11 protein-coding genes are annotated in these 13,897 nt (G+C 55.3%); 6 read left to right on the forward strand and 5 right to left on the reverse strand.

Annotation, left to right across the window (positions count from 1 at the left end; all coding sequences use genetic code 11):
• Positions 1-41 precede the first annotated feature (41 nt).
• Positions 42-935 carry a UTP--glucose-1-phosphate uridylyltransferase GalU gene (galU, locus tag GOV87_RS15585; RefSeq protein WP_171212410.1) on the forward strand — a complete coding sequence of 298 codons (894 nt, stop codon included), beginning with the start codon at positions 42-44 and terminating at the stop codon, positions 933-935.
• Between the two features lie 204 nt (positions 936-1,139).
• Positions 1,140-2,216, forward strand: a complete 1,077-nt coding sequence (locus GOV87_RS15590) for a DUF2793 domain-containing protein (protein ID WP_171212411.1) — start codon at positions 1,140-1,142, stop codon at positions 2,214-2,216.
• 35 nt (positions 2,217-2,251) lie between these two features.
• Here GOV87_RS15590 and GOV87_RS15595 read toward each other — a convergent pair whose 3' ends face one another.
• Positions 2,252-3,229 carry a GDP-L-fucose synthase gene (locus tag GOV87_RS15595; protein ID WP_171212412.1) on the reverse strand — a complete coding sequence of 326 codons (978 nt, stop codon included), beginning with the start codon at positions 3,227-3,229 and terminating at the stop codon, positions 2,252-2,254.
• Between the two features lie 10 nt (positions 3,230-3,239).
• Entirely contained in the window at positions 3,240-4,364 is a 1,125-nt protein-coding gene (gene gmd / locus GOV87_RS15600; protein WP_171212413.1) for a GDP-mannose 4,6-dehydratase, read from the reverse strand.
• Positions 4,365-4,522: 158 nt separating this feature from the next.
• Between gmd and GOV87_RS15605 the strand changes: the two genes are divergently transcribed.
• Entirely contained in the window at positions 4,523-5,827 is a 1,305-nt protein-coding gene (locus GOV87_RS15605) for a UDP-glucose/GDP-mannose dehydrogenase family protein (protein WP_171212414.1), read from the forward strand.
• Positions 5,828-5,834: 7 nt separating this feature from the next.
• On the opposite strand, the gene GOV87_RS15610 is transcribed toward GOV87_RS15605, so the two are convergent.
• Positions 5,835-6,719 carry a phytanoyl-CoA dioxygenase family protein gene (locus tag GOV87_RS15610; RefSeq protein WP_171212415.1) on the reverse strand — a complete coding sequence of 295 codons (885 nt, stop codon included), beginning with the start codon at positions 6,717-6,719 and terminating at the stop codon, positions 5,835-5,837.
• A gap of 105 nt (positions 6,720-6,824) precedes the next feature.
• Between GOV87_RS15610 and GOV87_RS15615 the strand changes: the two genes are divergently transcribed.
• A complete protein-coding gene (locus GOV87_RS15615; RefSeq protein ID WP_171212416.1) occupies positions 6,825-7,715 on the forward strand; it encodes a LysR family transcriptional regulator in 891 nt (296 codons plus the stop codon).
• On the opposite strand, the gene GOV87_RS15620 is transcribed toward GOV87_RS15615, so the two are convergent.
• On the reverse strand, positions 7,688-8,770 hold the full coding sequence (locus GOV87_RS15620; protein WP_171212417.1) for a helix-turn-helix domain-containing protein: 1,083 nt from the start codon (positions 8,768-8,770) through the stop codon (positions 7,688-7,690). The genes GOV87_RS15615 and GOV87_RS15620 overlap by 28 nt on opposite strands.
• A 291-nt stretch (positions 8,771-9,061) precedes the next feature.
• Between GOV87_RS15620 and GOV87_RS15625 the strand changes: the two genes are divergently transcribed.
• Positions 9,062-10,084, forward strand: coding sequence for an Ldh family oxidoreductase (locus tag GOV87_RS15625; RefSeq protein WP_171212418.1), 1,023 nt, complete (start codon positions 9,062-9,064; stop codon positions 10,082-10,084).
• 64 nt (positions 10,085-10,148) lie between these two features.
• Positions 10,149-12,455, forward strand: a complete 2,307-nt coding sequence (locus tag GOV87_RS15630) for a Tex family protein (protein ID WP_171212419.1) — start codon at positions 10,149-10,151, stop codon at positions 12,453-12,455.
• A 29-nt stretch (positions 12,456-12,484) separates the two neighbouring features.
• Here the strand turns inward: GOV87_RS15630 and GOV87_RS15635 are convergent, their stop codons facing one another.
• The gene (locus GOV87_RS15635; protein ID WP_171212420.1) at positions 12,485-13,744 is read right to left on the reverse strand and encodes a replication initiation protein; all 1,260 of its coding nucleotides are present in this window, start codon (positions 13,742-13,744) and stop codon (positions 12,485-12,487) included.
• Positions 13,745-13,897 lie beyond the last annotated feature (153 nt).

The following is a 13,897-nucleotide window of genomic DNA, read 5'->3' on the forward strand; positions in this document are numbered from 1 at the left end:
AAAGCGATTTTCGGGCAAATTTTTTTAACTTGAGAGGTAACATGGCACGCAAGATCACCAAGGCGATTTTTCCAGTTGCGGGTCTGGGTACACGCTTTTTGCCGGCAACTAAGTCCGTCCCCAAAGAGATCATGACGCTGGTCGACCGACCACTTGTACAATATGCAATTGACGAGGCGCGTGCAGCCGGTATCACCGAGTTTATTTTCGTAACTTCGCGAGGAAAATCCGCGCTAGAAGACTATTTCGACCACAACCACATCCTTGAGCAAGAACTAAAGGCCAAAGGCAAGACGGACCTTCTTGAAACACTCAATGCCACCAACATGGAAAGCGGAGCGATTGCCTATATCCGCCAGCACAAGGCGCTGGGTCTTGGGCACGCCGTGTGGTGCGCGCGCCGCCTGATCGGGGACGAGCCTTTTGCCGTTATGCTGCCAGACGACGTGATCGCCGCCGACAAGCCCTGTTTGCAGCAGATGGTCGAAGCCTACCAAGAAACCGGCGGCAATATGGTTGCGGCCATGGAAGTTCCGCATGAAAAAACCCAATCTTATGGTGTGCTGGATGTTGGTGAGAATATCGGATCCGTCGTGCGCACCCGGGGCATGGTGGAAAAACCCAAATCAGAGGACGCGCCGTCCAACCTGGCCGTGATCGGGCGCTATATCCTGGGACCATCTGTTCTGTATAACCTGAACCAGAAGAAAAAAGGCAGCGGTGGCGAAATCCAGCTTACCGATGCGATCGCCGAAGATATCGGAAACGGTGTTCCGGTTTTTGGCTACAAGTTCGAAGGTCAGCGTTTTGACTGCGGCTCGAAGTCCGGCTTCCTGCAGGCAACGGTCGCATATGCACTGTCTCGCGAAGATCTGCGTGACGACCTGCGTGAATACATTCACGAAGTGATCTCTTCGGACAAGGCGGCTCAGTAACGGCCGCCTAACGTACACGGTTACCTATGTCCAAGCGCCGGGCTGGTGGCAGAAACTGAAACCTGCCCCGTGCCGACCGGGTCCAATCCCCAAGAATTAACGATTCTTTTCTGATGCGTTCGTGCAAGTCGGGAAGGATTCACATCTCTGCACTCACTGTGGCCCGCATTGCGTATGTCATTTCGACAGCCATAGGAGGACCCCGTGTCACAAAACTCACCCCGACTGGACTTGCCATTTATTCAACAGTCGCAAGCGCAGAAACACGTCACGCATAATGAAGCACTCAGGAAACTGGACGTCATCGTACAGTTGAGCGTCGCCTCGGCAGGCGCAATCAATCCTCCGCCCGCACCGGATCAGGGAGAAGTTCACGCTCTGGGGGCGGCGCCTACGGGAGACTGGGCAGGGCAAGCTGGCAAACTGGCCGCGTGGCTGGACAATGCGTGGCATTTCGTAAGCCCCGTATCAGGATGGCGCGCATGGGATGAAAACCAATCCCGGCTGATCGTCTGGGACGGGTCAGATTGGGTGGATGCCCCTATTGCAACCCAAAACCTGAAAGGGATTGGTATTTCCGCGACATATGACGAGACAAACCGGCTGTCCGTTCGGTCTGCCGCGTCGTTGCTCAGCCATGATGGGCTAGGTCATCAGTTGAAGATCAACAAGGCCAACGCGGCCGAAACTGCATCTTTGCTGTTTCAATCGAATTGGACAGGGCACGCAGAAATGGGGCTGTCCGGCAGCACAGGATTTTCCATCAAGGTCTCACCAGACGGAAGCAACTGGACCGACGCGCTCAGCTTTGACCCAGCCTCTGCCATTGCAAGCGGTGCAGCCGTTCAAAACAGTTCAGATGATACAACGCCGGGTCGCCTGATGCGCGCAGACTTCGGCTACGGCCCCGGCAACCTGTTGGGCACAGTATCTACAAATGGCGGCGTACCGACCGGAGCGGTCATTGAACGCGGAACAACACCTGACGGGGACTATGTTCGGTTTGCAGACGGCACGCAAATCTGCACCGCGACACTGAACCCGACTGCCTGCACAGCCTCACACGGTTCTCTGTTCGCCAGCGCGCCCGACGTCTGGTCGTTTCCGATTGCATTTGCAGCGGGCTCCACTCCGGTTATCAGCGGTAGTGGCAGCACCACCACCCGCTTTCTAGGGATTGATGCACCGTCGGACTTGCAGGTGGCTTACAAAGTCTTTTCAGTCACATCTGATCCAGGTTTGCACGCGCCTGCGCTTATTGCCATTGGCCGCTGGCGGTAACGCCAGCAATGCCGCCCGGACGCTGGTTTGGGCGGTTACTTGGCCCGAAGGTCAGCATCGCCCTGTTCAAGAAACCACGCATAGGTTTCGCGTATTCCCTCTTCGAGGTTGACCTGCGCGCGCCACCCCATGTCGGCAAGCCGGGACACATCCATCAGTTTGCGCATTGTCCCATCTGGTTTGCTGGCATCCTGCGTGATCCGCCCGGTGAATCCGACCGTCTTGGCAACCATTGCTGCCAGTTCAGCGATCGAGATATCTTCTCCGCACCCTACGTTTATGTGGCTCAGCATGGGTTGCGTATTCTCTTCATAAACATCGCGGGGCAGGTCGAGTACAAACAGCGATGCCTCGGCCATGTCATCCACATGCAAAAACTCTCGACGCGGTTTACCAGTACCCCAGATAACCACCCCGTCCAACCCGTCCCGATGCGCCTCGTGGAAACGGCGGATCAAAGCAGGCAGCACGTGGCTATTTTCCGGGTGAAAGTTATCACCGGGCCCATACAGGTTTGTCGGCATGACCGAGCGATAATCGACCCCGTGCTGTCGATTATAGCTTTCGCAAAGTTTTATTCCGGCGATTTTTGCTACTGCGTAAGGTTCATTGGTCGGCTCCAATACGCCAGTCAGCAGGGCGTCTTCGCGCATGGGCTGTGCGACAGCACGCGGATAGATGCACGAGCTACCCAGTTGCAGCAATGAGGTAACGCCTGCGGCAAATGCCTGATGGATGACATTACACTCGATCATCAGGTTTTCATAAATGAAGTCGGCAGGGTACGTATTATTCGCGTGAATTCCGCCCACTTTGGCCGCAGCGAGAATGACCACATCGGGACGTTCCGTTTGCATGAAGTCCCGCACAGCAGACTGGTTGGTCAGGTCCAGTTCGGCGTGGGTGCGCGTGATCAGCGACAGCGCTTCACCCGCCGCTTGGCGATTTTTTAGACGGCGCAGGATCGCGCCTCCGACCATACCGCGATGCCCGGCAACATAGATTTTACGCATATGCCCCTCCTCAGCCATTTTCCAGACTGACAGGCAGATCGAACCCATGCTCTTTCAACAGGGCGTGGCGTCTGGCTGTTTTGAGGTCTTCCGACACCATTTCGGCGCACATTTCCTGAACGGTCAGTTCCGGCTCCCACCCCAGTTTGTTTTTGGCATTTGACGGGTCACCCAAAAGGGTTTCAACTTCGGCAGGGCGGAAATACTGAGGATCGATCCGCATAACTACGTCGCCCTGTTTCAGCGCCGGTGCCTTATCGCCGCGCACGGATTTGACAGTGGCGATCTCATCCACACCGTCGCCTGTGAACTCAAGTGAGATACCCAGTTCGTCAGCCGACCATTCAATAAATTGCCGAACGGAATACTGAACACCGGTCGCGATCACGAAGTCTTCGGGTCGATCCTGTTGCAACATCAGCCACTGCATCCGCACATAATCCTTGGCGTGGCCCCAATCCCGCAGGCTATCGATATTGCCCATATACAGGCAGTCCTCGAGGCCCTGCGCAATATTCGCAAGACCGCGGGTGATCTTGCGTGTCACAAAGGTTTCGCCCCGGCGCGGGCTTTCATGATTGAACAAGATACCGTTGCACGCATACATTCCATAGGCTTCGCGGTAGTTCACCGTGATCCAGTAAGAATACAGTTTGGCCACCGCATAGGGTGATCGCGGATGGAACGGCGTGGTTTCACGCTGTGGGGTTTCCTGAACCAGACCATACAATTCGGATGTCGACGCCTGATAGAACCGTGTTTTCTTTTCCAGACCCAGAAACCGGATGGCTTCCAGCAAGCGCAACGTGCCGATCGCATCCACGTCGGCCGTGTATTCAGGCGATTCAAAGCTAACCGCCACATGAGATTGCGCACCAAGGTTATAAACCTCGTCCGGCTGAACCTCCTGAATGATTCGGGTCAGGTTGGACGTATCGCTCAGGTCACCGTAATGCAGGTGCAAACGCGGGTTGGGGACGTGAGGATCCTGGTAGATATGATCTATGCGCTGCGTATTGAACGAAGACGCCCGGCGCTTGATACCGTGAACTTCATAGCCTTTTTCCAGCAAAAACTCGGCCAGATATGATCCATCCTGCCCTGTAATACCGGTTATAAGTGCAGTTTTTGTCATCGTCGCGTTCCACAAAACTCAATCTGGCTGATTGCACTCTCAGAAACAGCAAGATACCCCGGATTGCAAGCCAAGGCCGTCAGCAAGCGTTGAAAGCGGCGGAACTTTCCTGCGTGAAAACGCGCCAGGTCCGTCTTTTCGGAGAAAGGAAACGAAAGATGCGTATAGCGATGATCGGAACCGGATATGTCGGTTTGGTATCGGGCGTGTGTTTCTCGGATTTTGGCCATGACGTGATTTGCGTCGATAAAGCCGCCCAGAAGATCGAAATGCTGCAGGCAGGTAAAGTTCCCATCTATGAGCCCGGGCTTGACGCGCTGATGGCAAAAAACGTGGCCTCAGGCCGCCTGAGCTTTACCACCGACCTTACCGCTGCGGTCGATGGTGCTGACGCAGTCTTTATCGCGGTCGGAACTCCGACCCGCCGGGGCGATGGCCAAGCCGATCTGACATATGTCATGGCCGCAGCAGAAGAGATTGCTCAGGCCGTAACGGGCTATACCGTCATTGTCACGAAATCGACAGTTCCGGTCGGGACGAACCGCCAAGTTCATGCGGTTGTTTCAGGCGCCAATCCCAGTGCTGATTTTGACGTCGCCTCAAATCCCGAATTCCTGCGTGAGGGGGCGGCGATTGACGATTTCATGCGACCCGATCGGGTTGTCGTGGGCGTCGAAAGTGAACGCGCTGCCGAAGTCATGGCCGAGATTTATCGCCCGCTTTACCTACGGGATTTCCCAATTCTGACAACGGATCTGGAAAGCGCCGAGATGATAAAATATGCAGCGAATGCATTTCTGGCCACAAAGATCACCTTCATCAATGAAATCGCAGGACTGTGCGAGCGCGTGAATGCCGACGTCAAAGAAGTTGCCCGCGGCATCGGTCTGGATGGTCGGATTGGCAACAAATTCCTACATGCAGGACCCGGCTATGGAGGTTCGTGTTTTCCCAAGGACACCGCCGCTCTGGCCCGGATCGGGCAGGAACATGCATATCCCATGCAAATCACCGAAACGGTTATTCGTGTGAATGACGGGGTCAAAAAGCGGATGATCGAGAAGATCCGCGACGCGTGTAATGACAGCTTCAATCAAAAAACCGTTGCTGTCCTAGGCGTGACCTTCAAACCAAACACAGACGATATGCGTGATGCCCCGTCGCTGGCGATCATACCGGCCCTGATCGGCGGCGGCGCGACGGTTCGCGTGGTCGATCCGCAAGGCCGCGCCGAGGGCGAAGCCTTGCTTCCCGGTGTTGAATGGTGTGACGATCCCTACTCTGCTGCTGAAGGCGCAGATGTTGTCGTTCTGCTGACCGAGTGGAACGAATTCCGCGCGCTTAACCTGCCGGAACTTGCAGCGGCGATGAAGTCGCCGAAGATGGTCGATCTGCGCAACATCTATTCCAAACGGGTCGCCCTAAAAGCCGGGTTTCAAAGCTACGTCGGCGTTGGCCGGTAAACACCGCTTAGGTCGCCGCATAAAGCGGAACCGAATTGTCAGCGCCTTGCGCCAGTGCCTTGCTTTGATCCTGTCGTACTTTTTCATAGAGGGCGAGCGCCTCTTTCGAGAACAGTGCTTTTGGGGGCCCGACGTGCAGAAAATTACTTTGTGCGTCCCTTCCCCGCGCCGGCATCGCGTAATCACGTTCGGCAACAAGCTGCCTTGCATTTGGGTTCAGATACCGGATCGCCAGACCAATTCGCCGATCGTCTGACCGGTTCGGGCCCGAACCATGTATCGTCAACCCGTGGTGCAAGGACATTTGTCCGGGCGTCAATTCGATGTGGGTCTTGTCTTCTTCGGCAACTTCGACAGCGATCTCTTGTCCGCGCGACAGCAGGTTGGTTTCCGAATATGTATCGTTATGCGGCAGAATCGGATTCTTGTGGCTTGCTCGCACGAAATCCATGCATCCGCTTTCTACGGTTGCGGGCGACAGAGCGATCCACGCAGTCACCTGATCCGGTGTTTCGCCCATACCCCAATATGTCAGGTCCTGATGCATCCCGACCGTGTGCTTGGTCCCAGGTTCTTTAACAAAAAACTCGGCGGACCAGATCATGATGTCCGGCCCCAATACACCCTGAACCACATCCAGAACACGTGCATCCAGCGCAATGCGCGCGGCCATCGGCATGACCAGATGTGCGTTCACCCGTTTGTAGGTATTCAACGGCAGCGGAAGATCCGCGTCTTGCCAATCTCGTTCAATCCCTTCGAACTCGGCCCGTATCTCAGACGCTTCTTGCTCGGAAAATACACTCAGAGGAAACAGGAAGCCGTCTTCCCAATAGCGGGCCGATTGCGTTTGGGTCAGCGTGGACTGATGTTTGGCGCTTTGATCGGCCATGCGTGTTCCTCCCCGATGCATGATTGGAAAAGGATAAGACAGAGTTTGAATTTCACAGAACGCGAACTCTTGCCCGTCAGGCTAAGTTCAGCTTAGCCTATTCACATGGCGACCCGTATCCCGTCCTTGAATTGGTTGCGCGTGTTCGAGGCGGCCGCACGAACCGAGAGTTTCTCCCGCGCGGCCGCACAGTTGAACATGTCAGCCGCAGCCGTCAGCCAACAGGTCAAGGCGCTGGAAACGCAGCTTGGGACACCCTTGTTCCATCGCCATGCCCATTCCGTCACCCTAACCGAAGCTGGTCGTGCTTATTTGCCGTCGGTTCAGCAATCGCTTTTGATGCTTGAAACTGCGACGACCGGACTGTTTGGGGAAACAAGGGAACAACGGCTTTATGTTCAATCTGTGCTGTTGTTCGCGCATGGGATCCTGGCTGCAGGTTTGCCGGATTTTCACACGTCATATCCGCAGATCAACTTGTCACTGACCACCGGAAACGTGACCTCGGACTTTTCCAACCGGTTTACCGACCTTCAGATCGTTTTTGGAAACCCGTCCCTGTTTGGAACCGAGGGCGATGAGTTGCTTCGCGAACATCTTTACCCAGTTGCGCCCCCGGACGTGGCGGCCCAGATAAGTCAGCCACAAGACCTGTTCAAGTTTACTCTGATCGAAGTGTCTACGCACCGCGCAAGCTGGCCACACCTTTTCGAAGCCCTTCGATTGCCCGCAGGACAAGCCCGGTACTTCTTCGCTGATAATTCAATCATGGCCGCAGAACTGTCCGCCAGCGGAGGCGGCATCGCGCTGGCCCGCGCCCCGGCGTCAGATCGGATCATGTCGTTGTCTGGTCTGGTGCCATGTCTGGACGGGGTCACAGTCCCAGGCCAAGAGGCGTATCACCTGATATACCAGTCACACGCAGCCTTGCGGCCTTCGGCTCGCGCCTTTCGCGAGTGGATCATGGACTACAGCGCCGCAGTCCAGACCCTATAACGTCCCTGCCCCGTCACTTCGCGAATCAAACCCCGATCCGTAAAGCGATCTATGTTGCGCTGAACCGCCGCACGAGAAGCTTGTGTCAGCTCTTGTGCCAATGGCGCTGAAACCATGGGCCATGACCTGAGAACATCAATCAACAAGGGCGGCGTGCGCCCGCTCAGGTCGTGTATGGCGTCACGGGCACGGTCCTCCCACGCGTTCACGCGATCAAGGTGCAATAGACCCGCCAGAACCGCCTGCCCTGCCCCGTTGATCCACGCCGAGAGCTTTTCATCCGTCGCCCCCACCCCGCGCAAGGCTCCGGGCCCAGACAGCGCCAGTGGCATGAACATCGCTCCGCCCCGGCCCATAGTCGCGCCATGCCGGGCGGCGATGATTGCGGCTTCGGTGTCCTGCCCAACCCTTTGAGACAGCGCTCGCCAAGCATGAAACCCGATTGCAGCCTGCGTGACCGGATGCAGGCCCTCGGCGTTCTCCATCACTTCGGCTAGATCGGCAACCGCTTCGGGAACCTCTTCGATCCCCTGAGCCAGTCGATCCAGAAACGCAGTCAGACCCGAGGCCCATCCCCCTTCCGACGGACCCGCCCCCGAGGTTAGTCGTCGGACAGCCCAGCCTGCGCGAAACAGCGCCTGCACATCGTCTCCGGTCGCCCCAATGCGCAAACCCGTCCATAAAGCCAGCCGATCGACACTGATGCGATCACCGGTCCACCACCCCAGATCCGACACATCCATAAGAGCCAACCGATGTGTCCAACCTGTTGGGCCGGCCCTCAGACGCTCGTCCAACGCGCCAAACGTGGCGGCCAGATCTGCCAGCTCGAAAGAAAGTTCGGCCTGCGCCGCACGCCAATCGCGTGGATCAAACAGCAGGCGACGATCGGCCTTAGGTCCCGGTAGCAAGAAATCTTCTTCTACCTCTCCATCACCATCGTCAGGCAGAAACCAAAGGTCATCCTCTTCCGACGGGTCGGCATCATAGATGCTTGGAGGTCCGAGCGTAGTGTCGTCCTCATCCTGGTCCGGCCTGACAGGGTCTGATGTCATGGCCGCTATATTTCTGTTAATTGCGATCCTTCACAAGGCGTTTTCGAACACCGAAAGAAATCAGCTTCTGAAAGTCTGGGTGTAAAGTTCCAGCAGACATTACAGATCGGCCTGTTCGTCAGTGATGATAGGCATAAACCCACGCCGTTTCCGCGATCCGGTGGCGTTGGTCATCTGTAATGTTTTCGCAAAACTGCAATCAAAAACGCAGGGGTGATCGCTAAATCCGGTTCCCTTTGGCCGACTTGCCGCGCTATCTCTTTCGCATCGCAAGTCGAGGAGATGCAGCGCATGAGCGAGACGGTCAAACTAAACCTGGAAGACATCCAAACCCTGTGTCAGACCGTGTTGGCCAAGTCAGGTTTCGGGCCTGATCATGCACAGGCCATCACCGAGACATTGGCCACTTGCCAGTTTGACGATTGCCAGTCTCATGGGCTTTTCCGGCTTTTTATGTGCGTCGAAACGATGAAGTCCGGAAAGATCGACGGGCAGGCCGCGCCTGTTGTGACCCCCTCCGACAACGCAATTGTCCGCGTAGATGCCCAAGGCGGAATATCCCTGCTGGCATTCCAAAGCGCCCTGCCGGTTCTGATCGAAAAAACCCGTACCCACGGTATCGCAGCAATGGTCATAAACCGATGCTATCATTTCTCTGCATTGTGGCCGGAAGTCGAGCGCTTATCCTCGGCTGGCCTTGCGGCAATGGCCATGGTGCCCAGCCATTCATGGGTAGCCCCGGCAGGCGGCACCCGGGGCAGCTTGGGGACAAACCCGCTGGCATTCAGTTGGCCTCGTTCCGGCAAAGATCCATTTACCTTCGATTTCGCCACAAGCGCATTTGCGCGTGGAGAGATTGAGTTGTACCGCCGGGCCGGAAAACCATTGCCGGAAGGCGTGGCCATAGACAAGGACGGAAACCCGACAACAGACCCGCAGGCTGCAATGGAAGGGGCGATGTTGACGTTCGGCAGCTACAAGGGATCAGCCCTTTCGATCATGATCGAGTTGCTGGCCGGGCCTTTGATCGACGATCTTACCAGTCTTGAAAGTATGGAATTCGCCGAAGGTGAAGGCGGGGCCCCCTATCACGGCGAGATCATCTTGGCCTTTGACCCTGCCCAGTTCAGCGGCGGTCGCGTGTCGGAAAATGACGCACGGGCCGAGCGGCTGTTTTCGGACATTACCGATCAGGGGGCACGCCTGCCATCCCAGCGCCGCTATGCTGCCCGCAGTCGGAATGTGGCCCGAGGCTTTGTAGAGGTTTCGAAATCGCTTTACGACGATCTACAAGTCCTTGCCCAACAAGTCTGACGCCCCTTCCCCTTGGTGATGCGGCTGGCTAAGAAGGTTCTCCAATCAATTTCAGGAGACCCAATTGGACCGCATCGCTCGCACCATAGCCACCGAAATCAGCGCACGGCCCGAACAAGTCGAAGCAGCGGTCAAATTATTGGACGAAGGCGCCACTGTCCCGTTTGTAGCGCGCTATCGCAAAGAGGCGACAGGCGGGCTGGACGACACACAATTGCGCGCGCTTTCCGACCGCCTGACATATCTGCGAGAATTGCAGGCGCGTCGCGATACGATCCTGAATTCGATCAAGGATCAGGGCAAACTGACTGACGATCTTGCTAAGTCGATTATACAGGCCGAAACCAAGGCACAGTTGGAAGACATCTACCTGCCCTATAAGCCCAAACGCCGCACCAAGGCGATGATTGCCCGAGAAAACGGGCTTGAGCCGCTTGCAGACGCCATTCTTGCAGACAGGACCGCAGACCCGGACGTGTTGGCATTGGGATACCTAACTGAAACGATTGTAACGACAAAGGACGCATTGAACGGTGCTCGTGACATCATCACCGAGCGGTTGACTGAAAATGCCGTATTACTGGGTGAGCTTCGAGCATTCATGCACCAAGAGGCATTACTGTCAGCCAAAGTGATCGAAGGCAAACAACAAGAAGGCGCAAAGTTCAGCGGCTATTTTGATCATTCCGAACTATGGGCGAACACCCCCTCGCACAGGGCACTAGCCATGTTGCGCGCGTCCAAGGAAGATATTGTGACACTGGATATCGCGCCGAACTCCGAAGATGGGGCTGCGCGGGTGGAAGCCATCGTAGCTGCGCATCTCCATACGCGTACTGATGCGCCTGGCGACGTCTGGCTGCGCAAGGTCGCTGGCTGGACCTGGCGCGTCAAACTATCCTTGTCGATGATGGTAGAGATGATGGCGGAGCTGCGCAGTCGCGCGCAAGATGAGGCAATTCTTGTTTTTTCTCGCAATCTCAAAGACTTACTGTTTTCCGCGCCTGCCGGAACCAAGGCGACGCTGGGTTTGGACCCCGGAATTCGCACCGGAGTAAAGGCGGCAGTCGTCGATGCAACTGGAAAAGTGCTTGAGACAGAAACACTTTACCCGTTTCAGCCCAAGAATGACCTTGAGGGCGCGAAACACACGATCCTGAGTCTTGTGCAAACGCACAAAATTGAGCTGATCGCCATTGGTAACGGAACCGCAAGCCGGGAAACCGAAAGGCTTGTTTCTGATGCGCTGAAGCACATTCCAAAGACTGAAAATACGCCGACTAAGGTCGTCGTGTCCGAAGCTGGTGCTTCTGTCTATTCGGCCTCTGAACTTGCCGCGCGTGAGTTCCCGGATCTGGACGTGTCATTGCGAGGCGCTGTTTCGATAGCACGCAGGTTGCAGGATCCCCTGGCTGAACTGGTGAAGATCGAACCAAAGTCGATTGGGGTCGGACAATATCAGCACGACGTCGATCAGCATCGGTTGTCACAGTCTCTGGACTCGGTCATCGAGGACGTCGTGAACGCAGTCGGCGTTGATCTGAATACGGCCTCAGCTCCCTTGCTCTCACGTGTCTCTGGTTTGGGGCCTGTTTTGGCGGACTCAATCGTTGCCCATCGTGATGTGCATGGCGCATTTAAATCTAGAAACGACTTGTTGAACGTCGCGCGCCTAGGCCCCCGAGCCTTTGAACAATGTGCAGGCTTCCTTCGCATTTTAGATGGGTCCGAGCCGCTGGATGCGTCTTCGGTACATCCAGAAGCCTATGACGTTGCTCGACGGGTCGTCACTGCCTGTGGACGGGATATTCGTCAGATCATGGGGCAAGAAGGTGCCTTGAAAAACCTGCAAGCCGAGCGTTTTACCGATGACAAGTTCGGCCTTCCCACTGTTCAGGACATTTTCGCGGAACTTGAAAAGCCTGGGCGCGACCCTCGACCAAGTTTTGTCACGGCTTCGTTCAAAGACGGGGTCGAGGAAATTTCAGACCTTAGACCCGGAATGAAGTTGGAGGGGACGGTTACAAATGTCGCGGCCTTTGGGGCGTTTGTCGACATCGGCGTTCATCAGGATGGATTGGTTCATGTGAGCCAACTGGCGGATCGGTTTGTCAAAGACCCTCACGAAATAGTTCAGGCGGGCCAAGTCGTAAAAGTCACCGTCGTCGACATTGATGCCAATCGAAAGCGAATTGGCCTGAGCATGCGCAAAACCAGAACGGCGTCGGACAATCAAAAACACGACGACAAGAGAACATCGAGGCAATCCCGAAAATCTAGGCTGAACGAAAAGCAACGCGCAAAAAATGACAATAATGCACATCACAGCGCACTTGGCGATGCGCTTCGATCGGCCCTGAAGAAACAGTGAGGTCTGTGGCCTTCAATAATTCTCCTCTTCTATTCGAAAGCCTCTGGCTCTAGCTCCTCCCAAAAAGAAAAAATCCTAGTGGCGTTCAGGCCTGAGCGCCACCCATGCGAACGGAAATGTTCGCGATCGAGGTCATTGTCCAGACCTGCCATGAACAGTCTTTTGTCAGCGTCGCGTTGCGTTGGGTTTCGCCGCGAAACCAGCTCTTCTACCACGGAGAGTTTTCTGGACCTTTCGGTGCGTTCCGCAGCACGGGCGGCATAGGCCTTTTCTTCCTGAACTTTTTCTTCCTGCCTCAGTCGCGCGGATTCAATCGCTTCGGGACTTGGGGCAACCTGCGTTTCTTCGATTGGCGGCTTGTAGTCATCACGCAAGGCAGCGGACAGGTACCCGAGAGTAGACTTCACACCCCCCTGCCCTGTTACATAATCCAATTTTTGCTGAACATATTTTTCACCATGTTCAGCGATCCACTGCCGCGCCAGCCGGTCTGAGACCCCTTGCTTACGAAGCGTTTTGTAAACCGCCAGATTTCGCACACCATCACTATCGTCGATTTCGAACATGGCTTTCTGTGGGTTTCCTTTGATCCGAAACCTGATGTCCGTGACGGATCGCCCCTTTTTTTGAAACTCAGGCTCAATAAGTATATCTGAGCTTTTATTTACTTCATTGACGGCTGGTTTGATTATCTTTGCGTTTAGGTGTTTGAAGCTGCTGTAGTAGTCGCTGCCGTCAACACCCATGAGTTTTCTAAACACATCCAAGGACCACCATCCTGTGGATCCGGTTCTTACAAAACGATAACAGTTTTCATAAAGCGCCAACCCATGACCGGAACTGAAGTTGCGTTGGATTTGCACATTGATCAAAGCATAGATCTTTGGGTCGTAAAGTTTCTGCGCCAGCGCGGGCGAGTAGGCATATTCACAAACACCACTTTTTAGCTTTGCAAAGCTAAGCAGCGAAGAAACGCCCCACTCTTGCCGGCCTTGCTCATCCAACATGTCCCATTCTGCGACGGTTTCCGCCAAAGCACGCAAACTTGCACGCAATGTATCAAAATCATTGGAGTTATAACCAACCATCATGGCAAGCGTGCGCGCATCTATCGTGTGGGTAGATGCAGAAGTCAGCGCATCATATGCATTGAGTAGCAGCACGTTAGAAAGCTTGCGTTGAAGCAGCGTGAGCTTACCGCTGATATGTATCGCGGCCACATTCTTTTTTACCGTCTCCCGACGCAAGGCGCCTGAAAGGTGGTCCATGTCCAATTGTGTTTCCGGCATGATTCTGCCTGACTGCTCGTTTCAGTATTTGTGGCACGAAGGGTACCCAAAGATCAATCACCTTTAGGTACCCAAATACAGTATGGGACAGTTCCTGCAAACGGGTACCTTATTGTGGTGCTCAGAAAGTTATCCCCAGAAAAAGACCTCAGG

The sequence above is a fragment of the Ruegeria sp. HKCCA5426 genome (assembly GCF_013034585.1).
GTDB lineage: Bacteria > Pseudomonadota > Alphaproteobacteria > Rhodobacterales > Rhodobacteraceae > Ruegeria.